At 69.3% G+C, this 22,215-nt stretch carries 23 protein-coding genes; 9 read left to right on the forward strand and 14 right to left on the reverse strand.

Annotation, left to right across the window (positions count from 1 at the left end):
• Nucleotides 1-64: 64 nt before the first annotated feature.
• On the forward strand, nt 65-700 hold the full coding sequence (locus tag H4W30_RS13285) for a sigma-70 family RNA polymerase sigma factor (protein WP_192743126.1): 636 nt from the start codon (nt 65-67) through the stop codon (nt 698-700).
• Here the strand turns inward: H4W30_RS13285 and H4W30_RS13290 are convergent.
• The 5 genes from H4W30_RS13290 to H4W30_RS13310 form a co-directional block, all read right to left on the reverse strand.
• Entirely contained in the window at nt 697-1,344 is a 648-nt protein-coding gene (locus H4W30_RS13290; protein WP_192743127.1) for a response regulator, read from the reverse strand. The genes H4W30_RS13285 and H4W30_RS13290 overlap by 4 nt on opposite strands.
• Complete coding sequence (locus tag H4W30_RS13295) at nt 1,341-2,888, reverse strand: sensor histidine kinase (protein WP_192743128.1); 1,548 nt, start codon at nt 2,886-2,888, stop codon at nt 1,341-1,343. Before H4W30_RS13295 ends, H4W30_RS13290 begins: the two co-directional genes overlap by 4 nt.
• A gap of 30 nt (nt 2,889-2,918) precedes the next feature.
• Entirely contained in the window at nt 2,919-3,398 is a 480-nt protein-coding gene (locus H4W30_RS13300; protein ID WP_192744087.1) for a pyridoxamine 5'-phosphate oxidase family protein, read from the reverse strand.
• 291 nt (nt 3,399-3,689) lie between these two features.
• Nucleotides 3,690-4,121, reverse strand: coding sequence for a nitroreductase family deazaflavin-dependent oxidoreductase (locus tag H4W30_RS13305; protein WP_192743129.1), 432 nt, complete (start codon nt 4,119-4,121; stop codon nt 3,690-3,692).
• 10 nt (nt 4,122-4,131) lie between these two features.
• Nucleotides 4,132-4,914, reverse strand: coding sequence for a TetR/AcrR family transcriptional regulator C-terminal domain-containing protein (locus tag H4W30_RS13310; RefSeq protein WP_192743130.1), 783 nt, complete (start codon nt 4,912-4,914; stop codon nt 4,132-4,134).
• 78 nt (nt 4,915-4,992) lie between these two features.
• On the opposite strand from H4W30_RS13310, the gene H4W30_RS13315 reads away from it, so the two are divergent.
• Nucleotides 4,993-7,254, forward strand: coding sequence for an ATP-binding cassette domain-containing protein (locus H4W30_RS13315; RefSeq protein ID WP_192743131.1), 2,262 nt, complete (start codon nt 4,993-4,995; stop codon nt 7,252-7,254).
• Nucleotides 7,255-7,350: 96 nt separating this feature from the next.
• Here H4W30_RS13315 and H4W30_RS13320 read toward each other — a convergent pair whose 3' ends face one another.
• Nucleotides 7,351-8,208 carry a hypothetical protein gene (locus H4W30_RS13320; RefSeq protein WP_192743132.1) on the reverse strand — a complete coding sequence of 286 codons (858 nt, stop codon included), beginning with the start codon at nt 8,206-8,208 and terminating at the stop codon, nt 7,351-7,353.
• 137 nt (nt 8,209-8,345) lie between these two features.
• Between H4W30_RS13320 and H4W30_RS13325 the strand changes: the two genes are divergently transcribed.
• The 4 genes from H4W30_RS13325 (at nt 8,346) to H4W30_RS13340 (ending at nt 11,613) form a co-directional block, all read left to right on the forward strand.
• A complete protein-coding gene (locus tag H4W30_RS13325) occupies nt 8,346-9,479 on the forward strand; it encodes a metallophosphoesterase (protein ID WP_192743133.1) in 1,134 nt (377 codons plus the stop codon).
• Between the two features lie 124 nt (nt 9,480-9,603).
• On the forward strand, nt 9,604-10,248 hold the full coding sequence (locus H4W30_RS13330; RefSeq protein WP_192743134.1) for a DUF998 domain-containing protein: 645 nt from the start codon (nt 9,604-9,606) through the stop codon (nt 10,246-10,248).
• Between the two features lie 23 nt (nt 10,249-10,271).
• Nucleotides 10,272-11,069: an alpha/beta fold hydrolase gene (locus tag H4W30_RS13335; protein ID WP_192743135.1), complete on the forward strand. Its 798-nt coding sequence runs from the start codon at nt 10,272-10,274 to the stop codon at nt 11,067-11,069.
• Between the two features lie 13 nt (nt 11,070-11,082).
• Nucleotides 11,083-11,613: an O-acetyl-ADP-ribose deacetylase gene (locus tag H4W30_RS13340; protein ID WP_192743136.1), complete on the forward strand. Its 531-nt coding sequence runs from the start codon at nt 11,083-11,085 to the stop codon at nt 11,611-11,613.
• A 2-nt stretch (nt 11,614-11,615) separates the two neighbouring features.
• Here H4W30_RS13340 and H4W30_RS13345 read toward each other — a convergent pair whose 3' ends face one another.
• The 3 genes from H4W30_RS13345 to H4W30_RS13355 all read right to left on the reverse strand — a co-directional run bounded on the left by H4W30_RS13345 (nt 11,616) and on the right by H4W30_RS13355 (nt 15,445).
• Entirely contained in the window at nt 11,616-12,599 is a 984-nt protein-coding gene (locus tag H4W30_RS13345; RefSeq protein WP_192743137.1) for a TolB-like translocation protein, read from the reverse strand.
• Nucleotides 12,596-13,840 (reverse strand): MFS transporter, encoded by a 1,245-nt coding sequence (locus H4W30_RS13350; protein ID WP_192743138.1) that lies wholly within the window; start codon nt 13,838-13,840, stop codon nt 12,596-12,598. Before H4W30_RS13350 ends, H4W30_RS13345 begins: the two co-directional genes overlap by 4 nt.
• A gap of 66 nt (nt 13,841-13,906) precedes the next feature.
• Nucleotides 13,907-15,445: a discoidin domain-containing protein gene (locus H4W30_RS13355; RefSeq protein WP_192744088.1), complete on the reverse strand. Its 1,539-nt coding sequence runs from the start codon at nt 15,443-15,445 to the stop codon at nt 13,907-13,909.
• Between the two features lie 196 nt (nt 15,446-15,641).
• Between H4W30_RS13355 and H4W30_RS13360 the strand changes: the two genes are divergently transcribed.
• Nucleotides 15,642-16,286, forward strand: a complete 645-nt coding sequence (locus H4W30_RS13360) for an HAD family hydrolase (protein ID WP_192743139.1) — start codon at nt 15,642-15,644, stop codon at nt 16,284-16,286.
• A 229-nt stretch (nt 16,287-16,515) separates the two neighbouring features.
• On the opposite strand, the gene H4W30_RS13365 is transcribed toward H4W30_RS13360, so the two are convergent.
• Nucleotides 16,516-16,983: an NUDIX domain-containing protein gene (locus tag H4W30_RS13365; protein ID WP_192743140.1), complete on the reverse strand. Its 468-nt coding sequence runs from the start codon at nt 16,981-16,983 to the stop codon at nt 16,516-16,518.
• Nucleotides 16,984-17,124: 141 nt separating this feature from the next.
• On the opposite strand from H4W30_RS13365, the gene H4W30_RS13370 reads away from it, so the two are divergent.
• Together H4W30_RS13370 and H4W30_RS13375 are read left to right on the forward strand one after the other, a co-directional pair.
• Entirely contained in the window at nt 17,125-17,574 is a 450-nt protein-coding gene (locus tag H4W30_RS13370) for a DoxX family protein (protein ID WP_192743141.1), read from the forward strand.
• Nucleotides 17,575-17,758: 184 nt separating this feature from the next.
• Nucleotides 17,759-18,184: a DoxX family protein gene (locus H4W30_RS13375; protein ID WP_192743142.1), complete on the forward strand. Its 426-nt coding sequence runs from the start codon at nt 17,759-17,761 to the stop codon at nt 18,182-18,184.
• 62 nt (nt 18,185-18,246) lie between these two features.
• Here H4W30_RS13375 and H4W30_RS13380 read toward each other — a convergent pair whose 3' ends face one another.
• Genes H4W30_RS13380 through H4W30_RS13395 form a run of 4 tightly spaced genes read right to left on the reverse strand, consistent with a single transcriptional unit; the run spans nt 18,247 to nt 22,125 of the window.
• On the reverse strand, nt 18,247-18,852 hold the full coding sequence (locus H4W30_RS13380; RefSeq protein ID WP_026466899.1) for a GTP-binding protein: 606 nt from the start codon (nt 18,850-18,852) through the stop codon (nt 18,247-18,249).
• Nucleotides 18,833-19,204, reverse strand: coding sequence for a DUF742 domain-containing protein (locus tag H4W30_RS13385; protein WP_034315285.1), 372 nt, complete (start codon nt 19,202-19,204; stop codon nt 18,833-18,835). Before H4W30_RS13385 ends, H4W30_RS13380 begins: the two co-directional genes overlap by 20 nt.
• Complete coding sequence (locus H4W30_RS13390) at nt 19,201-19,611, reverse strand: roadblock/LC7 domain-containing protein (RefSeq protein WP_016336740.1); 411 nt, start codon at nt 19,609-19,611, stop codon at nt 19,201-19,203. The genes H4W30_RS13385 and H4W30_RS13390 overlap by 4 nt, the downstream gene beginning before the upstream one ends.
• Complete coding sequence (locus H4W30_RS13395) at nt 19,612-22,125, reverse strand: sensor histidine kinase (RefSeq protein ID WP_192743143.1); 2,514 nt, start codon at nt 22,123-22,125, stop codon at nt 19,612-19,614. It lies immediately after the preceding gene.
• Nucleotides 22,126-22,215 lie beyond the last annotated feature (90 nt).

Genomic DNA, 22,215 nt, shown 5'->3' on the forward strand with positions numbered 1-22,215 from the left:
GGCCAAACAGGGCTGGGGGCTTCCGGGAGGTGGGGACGATGGGACCGAGAACGGCAGGACCGGCGTGACCGCCGTGTCAGAAGCCGTGCGCCCGACATATCAGCCCCGCCCGGGGGAACCGGACGGCGAGCTGATCCGTGCGGCGATCAGCGGCGACCGGCCCGCCGTCGGCAGGCTGCTGGCGCTCCTGCGGCCGATCGTGTTCCGCTACTGCGCGGGCAGGCTGGGCGGGACGGTCCGCGGCGTCTCCAACGCCGAAGACTGCGCCCAGGAAGTCATGATGGCCGTCCTCGTCGCCCTGCCGCGCTACAGCTACCAGGACAACAGCTTCCTGCCGTACGTCTTCGGGATCGCTTCGCACAAGGTCGCCGATGTCCGCCGCAACCTCGCCCGCGACCCGTCCGCGCCGGTGCCCGATCCGGAGCCCGACCAGGACGGACCGTGGAACCCGACGTTCGAGGAGGTCGAGAGGGCCGATCGCCGACGCCGGTTGTCGCGGCTGTTCGAGGTCCTTTCGGCGAAACAGCGCGACGTGCTGGTGCTGCGGGTGATCCACGGATACAGCGCCGAGGAGACCGCCGGCGCGCTGGGCATGGCGAGCGCGGGCGCGGTCCGCGTCACGCAGCACCGGGCCCTCAACGAACTGCGCCGGGTGCTGCGCGAGAACCCCGATTTCGCCGGCGGGTTCACGATTTTCTAGACGGTGGGCTTGCGGCGTTGCGTGGCGTAGACGGCGGCGGCGGTGCGGCGTTCGAAACCGAGCTTGTGCAGCAGGGACGACACGTAGTTCTTGACCGTCTTCTCCGCCAGGTACAGCTTTTCCGCGATCTGGCGGTTGGTCAGCCCGTCGGCGATGTGGTCGAGCACCCGCCGCTCCTGCGGGCTCAGCTGTTCGTACCGCGGGTCCGGGAGGTCGCTCTCCCCGCGCAACCGGTTCATCACCGAGGCCGTCAGCGTGCTGTCGAGGAGCGATCCGCCGGCGGCGACCGTGCGGACCGCCTTGACGAGCGCGCCACCGGAGACCTGCTTGAGCATGTACCCGGCCGCGCCGGCCATGATCGCGCCGAACAACGCGTCGTCGTCCGAATAGGACGTCAGCATCAGGCAGGCGGGCGGCGGGTCGATCGACGCCCGGATCTCCCGGCAGACACTGACCCCCTCGCCGTCCGGGAGCCGGACGTCGAGCACCGCGACCTGCGGTTTGACCGCGGGGATCCGCACGTACGCCTCGGCGGCCGTGGACGCTTCGCCGACCACGGTGAGATCGTCTTCGGCCTCGAAGACCGTCTTCAATCCGGTGCGGACGAGTTCGTGATCGTCCAGCAGGAACACCGAAATCGTCATCGCACACTCCCCTGTCGGGCCGGCAGCTCCACCGACCAGTCGAGCTTCGTCCCGCCTTCCGGCGCCGCTTCGACGGCGAACGAGCCGTTCCAGCGGGCCGCGCGTTCGGCCAGGTTCGCCACGCCGCTGCGGTGGCCGGGTTCGGCGGGCATGCCGACGCCGTCGTCCACCACCGAAAGTTTCAGCCACCGGCCGTCCCGGTCGACAGAGACGTCGACCGAGACCGCCGTCGCCTCGGCGTGTCTGACCACATTGGACAGTGCTTCGCGCAGGGTCGCGATGAGGTCGGAGCGGACCGCGTCCGGCACGGTCGAGTCGAGCGGCCCGTCGAACCCGACCCGGGGTTCGGACGCGCAGCCCGCGTCGAGCGCGACCCGCAGCAGCTCCGACCGGAGGCTGCCCTGCGCCTCCGCCGGTTCCTGCAGGGAAAAGATGCTGTTGCGGATCTCGCGGATGGTGCGGTCGATCTCGTGCGCGAAACCGGTCACACGGTCGGCGACGGCGGGTTCGCCCGCGAGCCTACCGAGCCCCTCCAGGCCGAGCCCGATCGCGAACAGCCGCTGGATCACCAGGTCGTGCAGGTCGCGGGCGATCCGGTCGCGGTCTTCGAAGACGGCGAGGCGCTGCCTGTCCTGTTGCGCGCGGGCGAACTCGACCGCCAGCGCGGCGTGCGCGGCGAAGGTCTCGGCGAGCTGGACGTCGTAGGCGGAGAACGGGGTCTTGTCCCGGAACTTCGCCACCAGCAGGACGCCGAGCTTCTCCTCGCCGACGATCAACGGGACGGCGACCGTGGAATCCAGGTCCTTGATCATCGCGGGCATCGAGACGCCGCGGCCACCCTGGTGCTCGATCACCTTGTCGCCGTACTCCCGGACCACGACGGGTTTGCCGCTCGTGTACGCCAGCCCGGTCGCGGTGCCCTCGGTCGGCACGGTGACCCCGGCGATCCGGTCGGCGTCCGGCCCCGGCGGCTCGACGATCTCGAAGACAAGCATCCCGTCGCCGCGCGGCCGGGCGACCGCACCCGCCGAACCGCCGGCGACGACGCGGGCGCGTTCGGCGATGAGGCGGAGGGTCGCGGTCAGATCCTGGTCGGCCAGGAGCGCGCCGGTGACGTGGTAGGAGGCTTCGAGCCAGCGCTCGCGCCGCTGCACCTGGTCGAACAGGGCGGCGTTCTCGATCACCACACCGGCCGCCGCGGTGAGCGCGACGAGCAGGTCGTCCTCGGTTTCGGTGAAATCCTCACCGTCCGGTTTGCGGGCGAGGTACAGCAGCCCGAAGATGCGGCCGCGCATGCGGATCGGCACCACCCGGGCCTCGTCCTCGGACGGCGGCCGCGCCCAGGCGTCGCCGAAGCGGATGAACTCGTCCGAATCGAGCACGCTCAGCGCGCCGAACGGCGCACCGGTCAGCTCGCAGGCCGATTCGACCAGGCGCCGCAGGACGTCGGAGAGGCTGAGATCGTGGGCGATCCCGGCCACCGCGTCCAGAATCCTGGGCGCTTTGGCGTCGCTCGCCGCACTCACCCGCCGCACTGGCGTCACCGTCCCGGAGTAACTCCCCGGGCAGTGGGGTCAGGAATGACAGACGCGCCCGGATCGCTCATCTGGTGCGTCGATCACGGACAGTGCTTCGTTACCGCACGCGCCGAGGATCCTCCGTCCGGTCACCGACTCGATCGGGATCCGGAGGTAGCGGGAGTCGGCCTGACCAGTCCAGCAGCCCAGCGGCAGCGTCTCGAGCTCGGCGATCACGATCGGATCACGCACCTCGGAGGCGCGGCCGACGACGGTGACGAACCAGCCCGTCCCCAGGTCCTTGGCGAACTCGTCGACGGCGAACGCCACCACGCTGTCGAGTATCCCGGCGAACAACGCGCTCTGCGCCGGAGTCCGCACCACGATCGCGCCGTGGTGGAGCGCGAACCGCGCGGGCTGGATCGCCGGCATGGCGCGCGAAGTGAACACCACCCGGCCGAGCCCGGCGCCCGCGAGCAGCGCCAGGCACTGCTCGCGGCCGAGCGTCTCGAGACCCAAGGAGTCGGACATCGGCATCCCCGCGTTCTCGTCGTGTGCTTCGTCGAGATCCACGGTCCCCGGCTTACCGACTCGCCGGTAGGGCCGATGGACCCGGCCCGTCCGGGGGATGCGGCGAGGTTGCGAAAGCCACTTTCGCAACGTTGAAGGTTGTGAAAGTGGCTTTCGCAACGCGTTCCGTCAGGTTGGCCGCACAGCCGAGCCGGGTCGCGGTGGCCGGCCGGGCACCCGTGTCGCGAAAGCCACTTTCGGGACATCTGACGTCCCGAAAGTGGCTTTCGCGACACGACCACCGAAACCTGAGCGCCCCTACGCCTTGGGCGACAGCAGCACCACGGGGATCTCTCGCTCGGTCTTGGTCTGGTACTGCGCGTAGTTCTTGAAGTCCGCGGTGATCTTGGGCCACAGGCGGGCGCGCTGCTCGGCGTCGGCCACGGTCGCGACCATCGGCTTCGCGCTCTCGCCCTTCAGGGTGACCTGGACGTCGGGGTTGTCGCGGAGGTTGAGGAACCACGCCGGGTGCTGGTCGTCGCCACCGCGCGAGGCGACGATGACGTACGCGTCACCCTCGCGCAGCGGCGAAGTCAGCAGGACGGTGCGCGGCTGGCCGGATTTGCGGCCGATGGTGGTCAGTTCCAGGACGGTCATCCCGGCGACCTGCCAGCCGGCGCGGCCGCCGCTGACCTTTTGGATGACGCGATGGACGGCGTTCATGGTCTTCAAGGCGAAATCGGAGGGCATGCGGAGAAGGCTACTCCGCTTTCGTCGCGACTTCGATTCCGTCCAGGACGACCCTCAGCGAGAACTCGAAGGCCTCCCTCGCCTCCTGCTCCAGATAGGACACCGTCTCGTCCTCCATCCGGAACGCGTGCTCGCTCTCCATCCAGGTCAGCGTCGGGAACCGCTCGGCGAAATCCGGCGAGACCTCCTTCAGGTGCGCCGAGCGCGCGTACCACCACTCGTCGTCGGACTGCCCCGTCGCCTTTTCGGCCAGCCGCGCCTCCGAGGCCGTCCTCGCCGGCTCGCGCACACACGAATAGAGCGCGCTGACCAGCCGCCGCAGCACCGTCGGGCGCAATCCGGTCCGGCGCAGGATCTTCACCAGCGACTCCAGGACGACGTATTCGTTCGGCCCGAGCACCGGCCGCGCCTGCGAGACCTGCAGGACCCACGGGTGCCGCAGGTAGAAGTCCCACAGATCCTCGGCCCAGCGCGCGGCGTCGGCGCGCCAGCCGTCTCCGTCGTAAGTGGCCGAAAGCTCGGCGAGCGCCGTGTCGTACATGAGGTCGACGAGTTCACTCTTGCTCGGGACATAGGTGTAGAGCGCCATGGCCGTCCGGCCGAGCCTGTCCCCGACGGCGCGCATCGAGAGGCCGGTCATTCCTTCGGCGTCCGCGATGGCGATGGCGGTTTCGACGATCAGCTCCACCGAAAGCCCCGGTTTGGGGCCGGGCCGCTCGGCGTCCGGCGACTCGGTCCGCCACAGCAGTGCCATCGACCGCCAGGGGTCCCCCTGCGCCGCGTAGACGACCACTTGCCAACTCCTTACAGCATAAACTAACCTCTGCTACCCTCACTTTACAGGCTAAAGAGTTCCAACCAGGGGAGAGCCATGCCTTCGGCCGCCGACAGCCACGACATGATCCAGGTGCGCGGAGCCAGAGAGAACAACCTCGCCGACGTCTCGGTCGACATCCCCAAACGCCGTCTCACCGTCTTCACCGGTGTTTCGGGCTCGGGGAAGTCGTCCTTGGTGTTCGGCACCATCGCCGCGGAGTCGCAGCGGCTGATCAACGAGACCTACACCGCGTTCATCCAGTCCTTCATGGCCCCGGTCGGACGGCCGGACGTGGACGCGCTGCGGAACCTGAGCGCCGCGATCGTCGTCGACCAGGAGCGGATGGGCGCCAACTCGCGATCCACGGTCGGCACCGCGACCGACGCGCACACGATGCTGCGGATCGTCTTCAGCAGGCTGGGAACGCCGCACGTGGGGACGTCGGGCGCGTTCAGCTTCAACCTTCCCGAGGGGATGTGCCCCGAATGCGAGGGCCTGGGCAAGGTCTCCAGCATCGACATCGACCAGCTGGTCGACAAGGAGCTTTCGCTCGACGAAGGGGCGATCACCGTCCCGAACTTCACGCCGGGCAGCTGGTACTGGAAGGGGCTGGCGGAGTCCGGTTTCGTCGATCCCGCGGTCAAGCTGAAGGACTACACCCCGCAGCAGTGGGAAGACTTCATGCACAAACCCGCCACCAAGATGAAGCTCGGCGGGATGAACACCACCTACGAAGGCCTCCTGGTCAAGGTGCAGCGGCTGTTCCTGTCGAAGGACAAGGAGTCGATGCAGGCGCACGCCCGGGCGTTCGTGGACCGGGCGATCACCTTCCGGCAGTGCCCGTCGTGCGAAGGCGCGCGGCTCAACCAGGCGGCGCTGTCCTCGAAGATCGAGGGACTGAACATCGCCGACTGCTCGTCGATGCAGATCAGCGACCTGGCCGATTTCCTCCGCAAGATCGACGATCCGTCGGTCGGGCCGCTGATGCAGACCCTGCGCGGAACCCTCGACTCGCTCGTGGAGATCGGCCTCGGCTACCTGAGCCTCGACCGTGAGTCCGGCACGCTGTCCGGCGGCGAGGCGCAGCGCGTGAAGATGGTGCGGCACCTGGGTTCCAGCCTCACCGACGTCACCTACGTCTTCGACGAACCGACCGTCGGGCTGCACCCGCACGACATCCAGCGCATGAACGGTCTCCTGCTTCTCTTGAAGGACAAGGGGAACACCGTGCTCGTCGTCGAGCACAAACCGGAGACGATCGAGATCGCCGATCACGTCGTCGACCTCGGTCCCGGCGCCGGGCCGAACGGCGGGCGGATCTGCTACACCGGCGACGTCGCCGGACTGCGCGCCTCCGGGACACTGACCGGGCGGCACCTCGACCACCGGGCGCGGCTGCGCACGGACGTCCGCGTGCCGACCGGACAGATCGAGATCCGCAACGCGACCCGGCACAACCTGCGCGGTGTCGACGTCGACATCCCGCTGGGCGTGCTGACCGTGGTCACCGGGGTCGCGGGCTCGGGCAAGAGCTCGCTCATCCACGGCTCACTGTCCACAAGGGACGACGTGGTGGTGCTCGACCAGTCGGCCATCCGCGGCTCGCGACGCAGCAACCCGGCGACCTACACCGGCCTGCTCGACCCGATCCGCACCGCCTTCGCCAAGGCCAACGGCGTCAAGGCGGCCCTGTTCAGCGCGAACTCCGAAGGCGCCTGCCCGAAGTGCAAGGGCATCGGGCTGATCTACACCGACCTGGCGATGATGGCCGGCGTGGCGACCGTCTGCGAGGAATGCGAAGGCAAGCGGTTCACCGCCGAAGTGCTGACGTACAAGCTGCGGGGCAAGGACATCAGCGAGGTCCTCGCGATGCCGGTCGCCGAGGCGCGCGAGTTCTTCCCCTCGGGGCAGGCGCGGACGATCCTGGACCGGCTCGCGGACGTCGGCCTGGGCTACCTCGGGCTCGGACAGCCGCTCACGACGCTGTCCGGCGGGGAACGGCAGCGGATCAAACTCGCCATCCGGATGGCGGAGAAGTCGGCGACCTACGTCCTCGACGAACCGACCACCGGCCTGCACCTCGCCGACGTCGACCAGCTGCTCGGGCTGCTGGACCGGCTCGTCGACGACGGGAACACGGTGGTGGTGATCGAGCACCACCAGGCGGTGATGGCGCACGCGGACTGGATCGTGGATCTCGGGCCGGGCGCCGGTTCGGAAGGCGGCCAGGTGGTGTTCACGGGGACTCCGGCCGATCTGGTCGCCTCCGGTGACACGCTCACGGCGCGGCACCTTCGCACTTACGTGGGCCGCTAGCGCGCTGTCGTCGGTGATCTGAGTGGCGTGTTGCGAAAGCCACTTTCGCAACGTTGAAGGTTGCGAAAGTGGCTTTCGCAACGCCGGCGGAGATGCTCACGACACCCGGGACCGGCGCCGAACCGCTTCACAAACACCCACTGCACCGATAAGCCCCAGCACCCCCAAAGCGACCCCCGAAGTCACCATCTCCACCGGCGAGGCCGCCAGCGGCGAAACCCCCGCGACCGATTCCAGCCCCACCACCGCGGTCAGCACCGAATAGGCACCGATCGCCACCCACACCAGCCGCACGCGCCGCCGTTCCGTCCAGTCCGCGAACCGCAGCAGCCAGGCCAGCCCCGGCACGATCAGGATCGCGTGCATCGCCACCGCGTGCAGGGGCTTCAGCGCGCCGGCGGTGGTGTACGCGGCCTGCGGGTTCCCGCCCCGCGCCTCGGCGACGCCGCTCGCGATCATCGCCGCGCCCGCACCCAGCGCCACCAGCAGCGCGACAAGCCCGAACCGGACCGCGAGCCGCATGCTCGCCGTCGTCTCCCCGTCGCCGCGCAGAGCCGCGGCCGTGAACGTCACCGCCGTCAGGATGATGACGCCGCCACCCGCCGCGAGCGTGGTCGACACGGCGTTGTCGAAGCCGGTCTCGAAGTTGAAATGCGACGGCACCCCACGCCAGGCCTGCATGCTCACCAATGCCGTCTCCACGACACTCGCCGCCGTGAAGACGCCGAGCAGCACGTTCCGCACGCGCGGCCGCACCGCGACGTACGACGTCGCCCACGCGACGGTGACCAGCGTCAGCCCGAACGACAAGCCGAACGTGACCGCCTTCCGCATCGACACCGGCCCGGTCCACGAACCGTCGGAAACGACCAGCACGACCGCGTGCACGAGACCGCTGAGGAACAGGAGCGCGCCGGTCGCGTAGGCGACACGTTCGATCGTCCGTGGCTTCATGCCGAAGAGTGTCTTCCGCGGCAGGACGAAAAGCGTCGGCCGTGAAGCGACACCACGCGTACGCCCGCGGACGTACCTGAGAGGCCCTCAGCGAGGACGGCGGTAGAGACCAATGGTCTGTTAGTCTGGCCGTCATCATGCCCCGCATCCTTGTCCGCGTCGCCGCGCTGATCGCCGCCCTCGCCCTCCTGTTCGGTGTGCCGTGGTGGACGATCGTCGGCTCCCCCGAGCTCCCCACCGCGCTCGAAGTCCTCGGCACGGTCGTGTTCGCCGCCGCCGCCCTCGCCGTGCCCGCGTGCATGGTCCTCGGCCACGGCCCGTGGCAGCGTGATCTCGCGGCGAAGATCGGCGACCTCTCCCTCGGGCTGATCTGGCTGCTGTTCTCGTTGTCCGTACTCGGAAACGTGCTGCGGCTCGTCCTCGCGGTGTCCGGAGTGGACAGTGCGGCGGGAATCGTGTCCGGAGTGGTCTTGGTCGCCTTCGCGGCGCTGGCGGCGTACGGGATGTTCGAGGCCCGGCGCGTGCCGAGGCTCAAGGAACTCGACGTCGTGCTCCCCCGCCTCGGCGCGGGGCTCGACGGTCTCCGCTTCGCGATCATCACCGACACCCATTTCGGCCCGCTGAACCGGACGACGTGGTCGGAGAAGGTCGTCGAAGTGGTGAACGAGCTCGACGCGGACGTCGTCGCCCACGCGGGCGACCTCGCCGACGGCTCCGTCGCCAAACGCGCGCACCAGGTCGCGCCGCTCGGGAAGGCGCGGGCGAAGCTCGGCAAGTTCTACATCACCGGCAACCACGAGTACTTCGGCGAGGCGCAAGCCTGGCTCGACCACATGCGCGACCTCGGCTGGGACACGCTGCACAACCGGCACGCGAAGGTCCGCCAAGGCGGGGACACGCTCGTCTTCGCCGGCATCGACGACCCGACCGGCGCCGCGTCCGGCCTGCCCGGCCACGGCCCCGACCTCCCCGCCGCGCTCGACGGCGTCGCCTCGGACACGCCGGTCGTCCTGCTCGCGCACCAGCCGAAGCAGATCAAGCAGGCCGCCGAGGCCGGGATCGATCTCCAGATCTCCGGGCACACCCACGGCGGCCAGATCTGGCCGTTCCATCTCCTGGTCCGCCTCGACCAGCCCGTCCTGGCCGGGCTTTCGCGCCACGGCGAGCGCACGCAGCTCTACACGAGCCGCGGCACCGGCTTCTGGGGGCCGCCGCTGCGAGTCTTCGCGCCGAGCGAGATCACCCTCCTGACCTTGCGAAACGCCCAGTAGCCACCCCGTCGCGACACCTCACGGTGTCCCGGCGGCGCAACCGACAATTTTTTTTGTCTTGACAACTGAGCCTTTCGGAGTGAGAGTTGTGCCAACGCACCCGCCGCCCCGAAAGGCCGAAACGATGACCATCACCGCCACCCGGACCCCCGTCGCACTGCCGGCCCGCACCCTGCTCGCCTGCGGCGCCGTCTCGGGTCCGCTGTACTTCCTGACCTCGCTCACCCAGGCCGCCGTCCGCGACGGCTTCGACGTGACGAAGCACCCGGCGAGCATGCTGAGCAACGGCGACGCGGGCTGGATCCAGGTGGCGAACTTCCTGGTCACCGGCGTCCTGATGCTCGCCGGAGCGATCGGGCTGAGCCGGACGCTCGAACCGGGAAGAGGCAGCACGTGGGGGCCACGGCTGCTGGGCGTCTTCGGCGTCAGCCTGCTGTTCGCCGCGGTCTTCAAGGCCGACCCCGGCAACGGCTTCCCCGCCGGCAGCGGCCCGGCCACCATCAGCACCGCGGGCGTCCTGCACATGGCCGCCGGCTCGATCGGTTTCCTGTCGCTGATCGTCGCGACCTTCGTCTTCGCGAGCCGCTTCTCCCGTGAGGGCCACCGCGGCTGGGCCGTCTACTCCCGCGCCACCGGCATCGCGTTCTTCGCCTCCTTCGCCGGGATCAGCTCCGGCAACGCGAACGCCGTCGTGATGCTCGCCTTCTGGGCCACCGTGATGCTGGCCTGGGGCTGGGTCACCGCCGTCATCCTCCGTTCCGCTCGCTAGACCATTCGAGGAGAATTCCCGCCATGAGCACCGTGACCTCGCAAGACGGCACCACCATCGCCTACACCCGCACCGGCTCCGGCCCCGCCGTCATCCTGGTCGACGGCGCGATGTGCCACCGCGAGTTCGGCCCGGCCAAGCCGCTGGCCGCCGAACTGGCCCCGCACTTCACCGTCTACACCTACGACCGCCGCGGCCGCGGCGAAAGCGGCGACACCGCGCCGTTCTCTGTCGCCCGCGAAGTCGAGGACATCGCCGCGCTGATCAAGGAAGCGGGCGGGACCGCCCACGTCTACGGGATCTCGTCCGGCGCCGCGCTCGCCCTCGAAGCCGCGAAGGCCGGGCTCCCCATCACGAAACTGGCCGTCTACGAATTCCCGCTGGTCGTCGACGACACCCGCCCGCCGGTCCCGGCCGACTACGCCGAACGGCTGGAGAAGGCCATCGCCACCGGCAAGCCCGGCACCGCGATCAAGACCTTCATGCGGGAAGGTGTCCGCGTCCCGGCCCCGGTCGTGTTCATGATGCAGTTCATGCCTGCCTGGCCGAAGCTGAAGAAGGTCGCGCCGACGCTGCGCTACGACGCCGCCCTGTTCGACGGCCTGCACGACGGCACCCCGCTGCCCGAGGGCCGCTGGGCGAGCGTTTCCGTGCCCACGCTGGTCATGGACGGCGGCAAGAGCCCCGCGTGGATCCGCAACGGTGTCGCCGCGCTGGCGAAGGCGGTCCCCGGTGCCGAGCACCGCACGATCGAAGGCCAGACGCATATGCTCAAGCCGAAGGCCGTGGCCCCGGTCCTGATCGAGTACTTCACCGACTGACGGAGCGATCACGATGATCGAACTGGTCGAAGGCGACATCACCGAACAGCGGGTCGACGTGGTGGTCAACGCCGCGAACTCGTCGCTGCTCGGTGGCGGCGGGGTGGACGGCGCGATCCACCGGCGCGGCGGGCCGGAGATCCTCGCCGAATGCCGGGCCCTGCGCGCGGGGCATTACGGCAAGGGGCTGAAGACCGGTGAGGCGGTCGCCACCACGGCGGGCCGCCTCCCGGCGCGCTGGGTGGTGCACACCGTCGGGCCGGTGTGGTCCGATTCCGAAGACCGCTCGGCGCTGCTCGCCTCCTGCCACCGCAACTCGCTGCACGTGGCCGCCGACCTCGGCGCGCACACCGTGGCGTTCCCCGCGATCTCGACCGGGATCTACCGGTGGCCGGTCGAATCCGCGGCGGAGATCGCCCTCGAAACCGTGGTGGACACGCTCTCGGCCGGGTCGTGCTCCGTGGAGCTGGTGCGGTTCGTGCTCTTCGGGAAGGCCGCCTACGACGTCTTCCGGGAGCAAGCGGACGCGATGGGCGTCGTGTAGCGCTACACGCCCGCCGGCGAACTGCCCTGCTCGACCACCAGCCTGGGCGTCCCGCTCCCGTCCGCCGGCACCGACCAGATCGCCGAGTCCACGCCGTAGGCCACGGTCCGGTCGTCGAGCCAGGCCGCCTGGTCGTCCACGCTGCGGGTCTCGGCCAGCATGGTCTCCTTCCCGGAGGCCAGATCGAGGACGGCGAGCCGCCACGGCGCCGCGAGATCGGCGGAAACCTTCTTCTTGAAGGCGATCCGCTTCCCGTCCGGTGAGAGCGACGGGCATTCGACGTTCTCCCGGATCATCTTCGCGACGAGCTTCTCGTAGTCCGCCTCGACCAGGTACGTCTTCCCCTTCGTCCCCACGGTCGCGTAGAACCGTTTGCCGTCGGGGGTGAAGGTGATCCCCCAGTAGTTCACGTCGGACGAGTAGTACGGCTTGCCGTCGAGCAGGAGCCCCATCTCCTCGATGCTCTTCATCAGCTTCCCGGTCGTCAGGTCGAAGATCCCGGCCCGGGTCGAAAACCCTGTCTCCGCGTAGGAATCCCCGTTGACGAACAACGTCCAGTAGGCGCGTTTCCCGTCCGGGGAGACCCGGCCTCGGCTGGGCGTTCCGGGCAGTTCGATCCGGCGGATCTCGTTGAGGTCCTTGTCCAGCACGATGACGTCGGTCATCGGCGGCAGCACTCCGGGCTGGGCGGCCAGGCACAGCGCGGTCCCCGCCGAGGCGGCGAACCGGTCGCAGCTGAGGCCGGACACCTTCCGCGGCTCGCCGGGGCGGTCGACCGGGACGGTCGCGAGATGGCCGAAGTCCGGGCCTTCGGCGGTGTTGCGGAACAGCAGTTGTCCCTTGGCCTGCACCGAAACCGGCTGCCCGGTGACGACGGCGACCGAGTTGACGTCCGGCCCGCGGTCCCGCGAGACGACACCGTAGCCGACGGCCGCCGCGATCAGGACGACGACCGCTACCACCACGCCGATGATCCGCGCCCTCATGCGTAGGTCCGCAAAGGACGGAGGACGGCCGCGGCGACGACCACCACGGCCAGCGCGCCCGCGGCGACCAGCACCGCGGCATGCAGGTCCCAGGTGGTCCAGGCGAGTCCGAAAAGGACGGACGCGAGCATCCGCGTGGTCGCCTGCCCGGTCTGCACGAGCGCCAGCCCGCTCGCCCGCTGGTGTTCGGGCAGCAACGGCCCGGCGGCGGCCATCAGGACGCCGTCGGTGGCCGCGTAGAAGACACCGTGCAGCACGAGCGCCAGCACCGCGAGGATGCCGCCGTCCACCGGCCCGAGCAGCGCCAGCAACGCCACGACCAGCGCGACGTGCCCGCCGAGGAACACCTTCCAGCGGCCGATCCGGTCCGAAAGCCTGCCGAACGGGACGGCCAGCAGCAGGTACACGCCGGCGGTTCCCAGCGGCAACAAGGGAAAGAAGACCGCGCCGAGTTCCCAGCGGCGCTGCAGCACGAGATAGAGGAACGAGTCGCTGAGGGTGACCAGGCCCAGCAGCGCGGCCCAGACGCAGATCCGCCGGAACGACGCCTGCCGGATCAGGCCCGCGGTCTCCCGCAAGGAGACCTTCGGGCGGTCGGCTCGCGGCTTGGGCTGGTGGTCCTTGACGAGCACCACCAGGATGATCACGCCGATCGCGGCGACGCAGAAGCTCGTGAAGAACACCGAGTCGTAGCTGCCGAGGCTGAGCCACAGCACGGCCATCGCGACCAGCGGGCCGAGGAACGCGCCGAAGGTGTCCATCGCGCGGTGCACACCGAACGCGCGGCCGAGGTGTTCCGGCTCGCTGCTCAAGGTGATCAGCGCGTCCCGCGGCGCGGTCCGGACGCCTTTGCCGGTGCGGTCGGCCGCGAGCACGGCGCCGATCGCGACGGTGGACGACCCCGCCATCATCAGGCCGATCTTGCCCAGCGCCGAGAGACCGTAACCGAAGCAGGCGACCGCCTTGAGCCGCTGCCACCGGTCCGCGAGATGCCCGCCGACCAGCCGGACGACGGCGGTGACACCGGAGTAGAGGCCGTCGAGCACGCCGAACTGCAGCGGGCTGAGGCCGAGACCGAGGACCAGGTAGAGCGGCAGGACCGCGGTCACCATCTCCGACGAGATGTCGGTGACCAGGCTGACCAGGCCGAGCGCGACGACGTTCCCGGTGACGGCCCGTTTCACGCCGCTCTTCGGGACGTCCGCCGCGGCGTCCGCTCCCCTACTGGTGGCGATGTACATGGGAGACCTCCAGCGCCGTGAGGAGGTGCCGGGTCGCAGCGCGACCCGGCACCCGGATCGCGAGGATCAGTGACAGGTGTAGGTGGGCGAGGAGTCGATCGTCTTGCCGTCGAGCCCGATCAGCTGGGTCGAGAAGGCGTTGTCCGACATGTTCAGCTTGAGCACGCCGTAGGTCGAGATCGCCTTCGCCGTGGCCGGGTGCTCGGTCTTGACCGGGTACAGGCTCGCCCCGCCACCGCCGCCGATGATCTGCACCGGACCCGCGGGGTCCTTGTCACCGTCGGCGTTCTGCGGGTGGAACCGCTCGTAGTGGTGGTCGTGCCCGTTGAGCACCAGGTCGACCTTGTTCTGGACCAGGGTCTCCCAGAGCGTGGCCATCTTGCTGTTGTCGCCGTGGTCACCCGAGGTGTAGCGCGGGTGGTGGTAGTACGCGGCGACGCAGGGCTTGGTGTTGTTCTTCAGGTCCTGCTTGATCCAGTTCAGCTGCTCGTCGCTGATCGCGTTCGCGGCGAGGCCGGGCGAGAACTCCGTGCTGTCGATGGCGACGAAGTGCCAGTTGCCCATTTCCCAGCTGTAGTAGGTCTTCCCGTTCGGCGTCGCGATCTTGCCGAAGTACTGCTTGTAGGCGCCCAGCGGGGTGTGGTCGTAGGTCTCGTGGTTGCCGGGGACCGGGTGCATGATGTTCTTGTACTTGCCCCAGGTCTTGTCGAAGTACTTCGTGAAGTCCTCGATATGGGCGTCGTCGTACTGGTTGTCGCCCATGGTGATGACCGCGGCCGGGTTCATCTGGCCGACCAGCGCGGCCGTCTTCGGGTGGATGCACGAAGACGACGAAGCGGTGCACTGTTCGGCGATGTCACCGGAGGCGGCGAGGACGAACGAAGAACCGCCCGCCTGCGTGGTCGCCTGGATCTGGTTGCTGGCGGCCGAGGTGTTGCCGGCGGCGTCCTTCGCGCGGACGGTGTAGGTGTACGCGGTCGACGCGCTCAGCCCGCTGTCGGTGTAGGAAGCGCTTTCCGTAGTGCCGACGACCTGCCCGTTCCGCAGCACTTCGTAGCCGCTGACGCCGACGTTGTCCGTCGAGCCGGTCCAAGTCAGGTCCACAGTGGACGAAGTGACCGAACCCGCCTTGAGGTTCGACGGCGCGGTGGGCGCCTGCGTGTCGCCGGAGGAGTCCGACGTCCCGTAGACCTGCATCTCCCAAAGGGAGTAGCCGTAGCTGGTGGCGCGTTTGGTGCCGACGAGGCGCAGGTACCGGCCGCGCGCGGCCAGCCCGGTGAGGTCGTCGGTCCCCCCGTTGCCGTTGGTCACGGACTTGATCGGCGTCCACGCCGAGCCGTCGTTGGAGACTTCCAGCCGGTACGCGGAGGCGTACGCCGCCTCCCAGTTCAGCTTGACCCGGTTGATGGCCGACGGGCCGCCGAGGTCGATGCGGATGAACTGCGGGTCGACGCCTTCCGTGCTCGCCCAGCGGGTGGTGCTCTTGCCGTCGACGGCGAGCGGGCCGCCGTAGGATGAGGACTCCACCGAGGAGACCAGGACGGGTTTACCTTGGGACAAAAGGACATCAGCGGCCTGGGCGTTTCCGCTGAGCAGCGTCGGCAACAGGATGGCGGCCGCGCCTAAGGGCAGTAGTCGGGTTCGGGCCTTCACATCGATCTCCCCGGGAATCCGTGGCGGCGGGTTGAGAGGGACGGGTGCGCGGCGTTCACTTCGAGTACACGTGTTCGTTTGGTAAGTTTCCTAACGAATGCGTACGGTAATCCGTACCACTCAGTGAGTCAAGACGTAGACTCGTCCCATGACCGGCGCATTGATCTTCGACTTCGACGGGACGCTGGTCGACACCGAGGCGGCCGTCCTCGTGGCCTGGCAGGAGACCTTTCGCGCCCGCGGCGGCGAACTCCCCCTCGACGTCTGGCACACCGTGATCGGCACGCAGAACACCGCCGTCGCGATGTTCGAGCTGCTGGAGGAGAACGACGAGAACCTGGACCGGGTCGCCATCCGCACCGGCGTCCGTGCCAGGGTCACCGAGCTGCTGGAGTCGGTGGGCCCGCGGCCCGGCGTCGAGGAGTACCTCGAAGACGCCAAGGAGCGCGGCCTGCGGCTGGCCATCGCGTCCAGTTCGACCGGCGACTGGGTCACCACGCACCTGAACCGGCTGGGGCTCGCGGACGCGTTCGAGGCCGTCCTCACCGGAGACCTCCATGAGGCGAAGCCGAGTCCAGACCTCTACCTGGCCGCGCTCGCCGCGCTGGACCTGCCCGCGTCCGAGGCGATCGCGTTCGAGGACTCACCGCACGGCGTCACCGCGGCGAAGGCCGCCGGGCTCGAATGCGTCGCGGTGCCGAACGCGATCACCGCGGTGCTCAACTTCGACCACGCCGACCTCGTACTGGGCTCGCTGGCCGACAAACCACTCGGCGAGTTGCTCAACCGCTGAGGCCGCGCGCGATCAGCCGGACGAGTCGCCGTGTCGTCCACCCAGTCACGCGGACGGGGAACGCAGGCGCGGCGTGACCAAAGGCGTAACTCGCGTGATCAGGCACGCAACTCGCGTGACTGGATGCCGCACTCTGTGTTCCGCCGCTGATCACGCGAGTTACGCCTTCAAACACGCGAGTTACGCCTTCGATCACGCGAGTGCGGCGCCCACCCCTGCCCGCAGTTGCTCAGCCGTTGAGCAGTTCACCCAGCCGGACGAGGAACGGGCGCTGGCCTCTGAGCAGCTTCTCCTCCGCTTCGGCCAGCCCGAACCAGGCGACCCGGTCGACCTCCGGGAACTCCTGCGTCCGGCCCGAGCGCGGCGGCCACTCCATCTCGAAGGTGCCCGGCACCACCTGAGCGGGGTCGAGGTCGCCCTCGACCGCCCAGACCGTCACGACCTTGCCGCCGGACTGCTTCACGACGCCGAGCGGGAGGTACTCCCCCTCCGGCGCCGGCAACCCCAGTTCCTCCTGGAACTCGCGCCGCGCCGCGGCCTCGGGCGCCTCGTCCGGCTCGTACTCGCCCTTGGGCACCGACCAGCCGCCCGCGTCCTTCTTCGCCCAGAACGGCCCGCCCATATGCCCGAGCAGCACCTCGGTCACCTCGCCCGACCTGCGGAAGAGCAGGATCCCGGCACTCGTCTTACCCGCCATGTCGTCCAGTCTGGCCTTACTCCGACCGGGTGACGTGACCGGCCCGCGAAAAAAGTTTCCGCCCGGATGTCGATTCGCGTCGTGCCCGTCCGACGCGTTGTCAGAAGCCGCCCGACAGACACTCCCGGAAGGACCGGAACCATGACGCAGACCACCGCCCCCGCCCAGACCACCGCCACCACGACCGCCGCCACCCCGCGTGCCGCGAAGGCACAGGGCGCGATCCAGTCCGCCGTCCGGATCGTCGTCTCGTTCCTCTTCCTCTGCCACGGTTTGCAGGGATTCGGATTCTTCGGTGGCGTCGACGGCGCGGGCGGCTCGGTCGAGCTCGGCTCCTGGCCCGGCTGGTACGGCAGCGTGATCGAACTCGTCGGCGCCGCCTTCGTGCTGGTCGGCCTGTTCACCCGCCCGGTCGCGGTGCTCCTGTCCGGCGTGATGGCGTACGCCTACTTCACCGTGCACGCCCCGGAAGGCCTGCTGCCGCTGCAGAACATGGGCGAGCTGTCGACCCTCTACTGCTGGATCTTCCTGCTGATCGCCGCGATCGGCCCCGGCACCTTCGCCCTCGACACCCTGCGCCGCCGCCGCTGACCGAAACGCGATAAGGCCCCCTTCCTGGAATGGTTCAGGAAAGGGGCCTTAATCGCGTTTCGTCGTCGTTAAATTCGGACATACCATGGAATTACCCCCCGAAAGAAAGTTCCCCGCCGATGGGGTATCCGGCATCCTCTATCACATCAATGGTTTAGACCACCTTGAGCCGGAAGGATGCGTCATGACCCAGACAGCCGCCGCCACGACCACCGAGGTCGGCCCGACCGCCCCCAAGTGGCAGGGACTCGCCCTCTCCGCCGTCCGCGTCGTGGTCGCGTTCCTCTTCCTCTGCCACGGTTTGCAGAAGATGGGCCTCTTCGACAAGCCCGCCGTGCCCTTCGGCACCTGGCCCGGCTGGTACGCCGGGGTGATCGAAACGGTCGGCTCGCTGCTGATCCTGGCAGGCCTGTTCACCCGTCCGGTCGCGGTGCTGCTCTCGGGCACGATGGCGTACGCGTACTTCGTCGTGCACCAGCCCGACGCGCTGCTGCCGCTGCAGAACAAGGGCGAGACGGCCGCCTTGTACTCCTGGATTTTCCTGCTGTTCGCGGTGGTGGGCCCGGGCACCTACGCGCTCGACACCCTGCTCCGGCGCCGCAAGTCCTGAAGCGCGTGAAGGCCCCCTTCCCTCGGCTCAGCCGAGGGAAGGGGGCCTTCACGCGAGAAACGTCAGCGGCCCTGCGGCAAGCCGGCGGCCAGGTCCGAAAGCGCCAGCACGTGCTCCATCAGCACGGTCAGCACCTGCTTCGTCGACTCGCGTTCCCGCGCGTCGCACAGCAGCAGCGGGACGTCCATGCCGACGTCGAGCGCCTGCCGGACCTCCTCGGTGCCGTACCGGTAGGCGTTGTCGAAGCAGTTGACGGCGACGACGAACGGCAGCCCGCGCCGCTCGAAGAAGTCCACGGCCGCGAAACAGCTGTCGAGCCGCCGGGTGTCGGCCAGCACGACGGCGCCCAGCGCGCCTTCGGCCAGTTCGTCCCACATGAACCAGAACCGGTCCTGGCCCGGCGTGCCGAACAGGTACAGGATCAGCTCGGGGTTGATGGTGATCCGGCCGAAGTCCAGCGCCACCGTGGTGGTCGTCTTCTTCTCGACACCGGTGAGGTCGTCGACGCCCTCGGACGCCGCGGTGATGACCTCCTCGGTGCGCAGCGGGGGAACCTCGCTGACCGAACCGACCATCGTGGTCTTACCGACCCCGAACCCGCCGGCGATGAGGACCTTGACCGCGTTCGCGGTCAAGGATCGCCGGGGCTCAGAGTTTCCGGATGCCATCAAGAACCGCCTGGAGTACGTGTTTGTTGGGGGTGTCGGTCACCGGGGTCGCGGTGCGGAACAGCACGAGGTTCTGTTCGATGAGGTCGCTCAGCAGCACCTTCACCACCGGCAGCGGCAGGTCTATGCGCGCGGCGACCTCCGCGACGGAGGTCGGTCTCTGGCACAGGTTGAGGATGCGGCCGTACTCCGGCTCGAAGCCCGCCACCTCCTGCGAGGAGCGCATGGCGACCACCAGGGTGATCAGGTCGAGGCCGATCGTGTCCGAGCGGGTGCGCCCGCCCGTGACGGCGTACGACCGGACCAGCGGCCCGGCCTCCTCCTCGAACCACGACTCGTGCCGCCCGCTCATGGCGACGTGGGAGTCGCGGCGCGGGGCGCCGAAGTGAGCACCGCGCCGACCCGCTTGACCATCAGGTTCATCTCGTAGGCCACGAGGCCCATGTCCGCGTCCTCCTTCGCCAGGAGCGCGAGGCACGCACCGCGGCCCGCCGCGGTGACGAACAGGAAGGCGTGGTCCATCTCGACCATGGTCTGGCGGACGTTGCCGCCGCCGAAGTGCCGTCCCGTGCCCCGGGCGAGGCTCTGGAACGCCGACGCGACCGCGGACAGGTGCTCGCCGTCCTGCTCCGACAGGTTCCCGGACCGTCCGATGAGCAGGCCGTCGGAGGACAGGACTACCGCCCTGTCGGCACCGGCGACACGCTTGACCAGGTCGTCCAGCAACCAGTCGAGTTCACTGACTCCCGCGTTGGCCATCTAGTCACGATCTCCGTACATGTCGAGGTCGGTGTAATCGTCGGTCGGTTCGGTGTCCCGCGCGCGGCGCGTGCCCTGCTGGAACGCGGCGAGCCGGTTCCTCGCCAGCTCGGGGGTGTCCTCGCGGACCTCCTCGCGCTGGGCGGCGGGCCGGTCCTCCATCAGCTGGGGGACCAGGTTCGCCTGGCGGCGGCGCTGCGGCAGCGGTGGCCTGCCGGGCGCCTCGGGGCCGGGCCGCCGGGTCTGCGGCGGGCGGCCGTCCTGCGGCCGGGTGTCGGCGGGCGGCCACGCCGGCGGCTGTACCGGCTGCGGACGTCCCTCGGCACGCACGGGCTCGGGGCGGATCGGCTCGGGACGCGGTGTCTCCGGCCGGGGTACCCGCGGCGGGCGCGGGGGCAGCGGCGGCAACGCGCCACCGGGCTGCTCCGGGGCCTGCTGCTGAGGCTGCGGCTGCGGGGGCTGCGGCGCGACCGGCATCGGCACGGGCAGCTCGGGCCGTTCCGCGGGGAGCTCGGTGCGGTGGCGGGCACGACGGCCCGGAAGCAGCGGCGCGGCTTCCGGCACCTCGGTGCTCTCGGGGTCCACCTCGTCCTCCGGCTGATCAGACGGGACCGGCGCGAGCAGGTCGGTGCGGACGAGCACGATGGCCCTGGTGCCGCCGTACGCGGATTCGCGCAGGTGCACGGAGATCCCGTGCCGTGCGGCGAGGCGCGCGACCACGAACAGGCCCAGCCGTGGCTCGGCTGACAGGGCCATGATGCCGAAGTCCGGCGGATCGGCCAACATCGCGTTCAGCTCGGCGGCCTGCTCGGGCTCGATACCGAGCCCCTGGTCCTCGACCTCGATCACGACGCCCTTGCCGACCACGTTGCCCCGCAGCTCGACGCGCGACTGCGGCGGCGAGAAGGAGGTCGCGTTGTCGATCAGCTCGGCGAGCAGGTGCACGAGGTCGCCGACGACCGGGCCCTGCACCGCCATCGCGGGCATCTTCGCCGTCTTCACCCTGGCGAAGTCCTCGGTCTCGGCCGAGGCGCCGCGGGTCAGCTCGGCCAGCGTCACCGGCTTGCGCCACTGACGGCCGGGCTGCCCGCCACCGAGGATGATCAGGTTCTCCGCGTTGCGGCGGGCACGGGTGGAGAGGTGGTCCAGCTGGAAGAGCGTCTCCAGCTGCTCCGGGTCCTCCTGCTTGCGCTCGGCCTGATCGAGCACCTTGAGCTGGCGGTGCACGATGACCTGGCTGCGGTGCGCGATGTTGAGGAACACCGTCTTGGTGCCTTCACGGGTCCTGGCCTCTTCGACGGCGGCCGCGATGGCGGTCTGCTGCGCCTTGTTGAAGGCCTCGGCGACCTGGCCGATCTCGTCGTCGCCGTGGTCGAGGAAGTGACCCTTGTCGTCGAGGTCGACGGGTTCGCCCGCCCGCACGCGGTCCACCAGTTCGGGCAGCCGGATCTCGGCGACGTCGAGGGTGTCCTCACGCAGCCGCGCCAGCCGTCCGATGAGCCGATTGGACAGCCGCAGGGCGATGACGAACACGGCGATCGCCACCAGCAGCGCGATGGCCGCGGCGATGGCCGACGTGATCAGCGTCCGGTCGGCGTCGTCGACCGCCTGCGTCGTGGCCGTACCACTCTGCTCGACGAAGCCGCGCATCATCGCGTCGCTGACGCCGCGCGCGGCCTGGAGCCACGTCTGCTCGGGGATGGGGAGCGTGGCCTTGCTGTTCTGCAGGAAGGTGTTCTCGACCGTGGTGACGGCCTTCCACGGATCGCTCGCGACGAGCTGGTCGAACTTCGCCTTGACGTCCGGGATCATCCGCGAGACCGACGACTCCAGCTGCGAACGGTAGGAACCGACCTCGGTCACGTAGGCGCGGTAGGTCTCGTCGGTGAAGCCGCCGCCCGCGACGGCCGCGGCGGCGAGGGCGTTCGCGCGCTGCATCTGGTCGATGGCGGTGAACAACGGGACCGCGGTGATCCGCTGGTAGGCGTTCTCGGCGTTCGGCGCGTCCTGGGCCAGCCCGGTGAGGCCCTCGACGAACTGGTCGAGGATCTGGTTGTAGTAGGTGAAGGCGTCCAGCAGCGGAAGCTGGCCGGAGTCGGCCGACTGCCGGATCTGCGGCGCTTTCTGGAGAAGCCCGTTCAGCGTGGCGATGTTGCGCTGCACGCTGTCCGGCGAGTCGCCGACGAACTTCTGCAGATGCGCGGCGACGCCCTGTGCGGCGGCGTCGGTCTTCGCGCGCTGCTCGACGAGCGTGGCGTGCTGCGCCCGGTCGCCGGCGAGCTCGCGCAAGGTCAGGCGCCGCTCTTCCTGCACCTGGACGAAGAAGGGGAGGGAGGGGGCTTCCGAGTCACGGATCCGCTGCGCGTAGTCACGTCCGTCGACCGCGTCGAAGATGAGGTACCCGCCGATCGCCAGACCGACCAGCATCAGCGCGATGCTCGGAATGAGCGCGATCGTCAGAACGCGCGAACGAATCGAAGAGCCGCGGCCTCGTCGAAGGGAAATCTGCTTCACCGTGGTCCGTTTTCCTTCCGGCAGTTTTTGGTGTCGGGTCGCCGGGGATCTCATACCCGCGGGATCCGATAGCCGGATCAACACAGCGTG

Source organism: Amycolatopsis roodepoortensis, from assembly GCF_014873915.1.
GTDB classification, from domain to species: domain Bacteria; phylum Actinomycetota; class Actinomycetes; order Mycobacteriales; family Pseudonocardiaceae; genus Amycolatopsis; species Amycolatopsis roodepoortensis.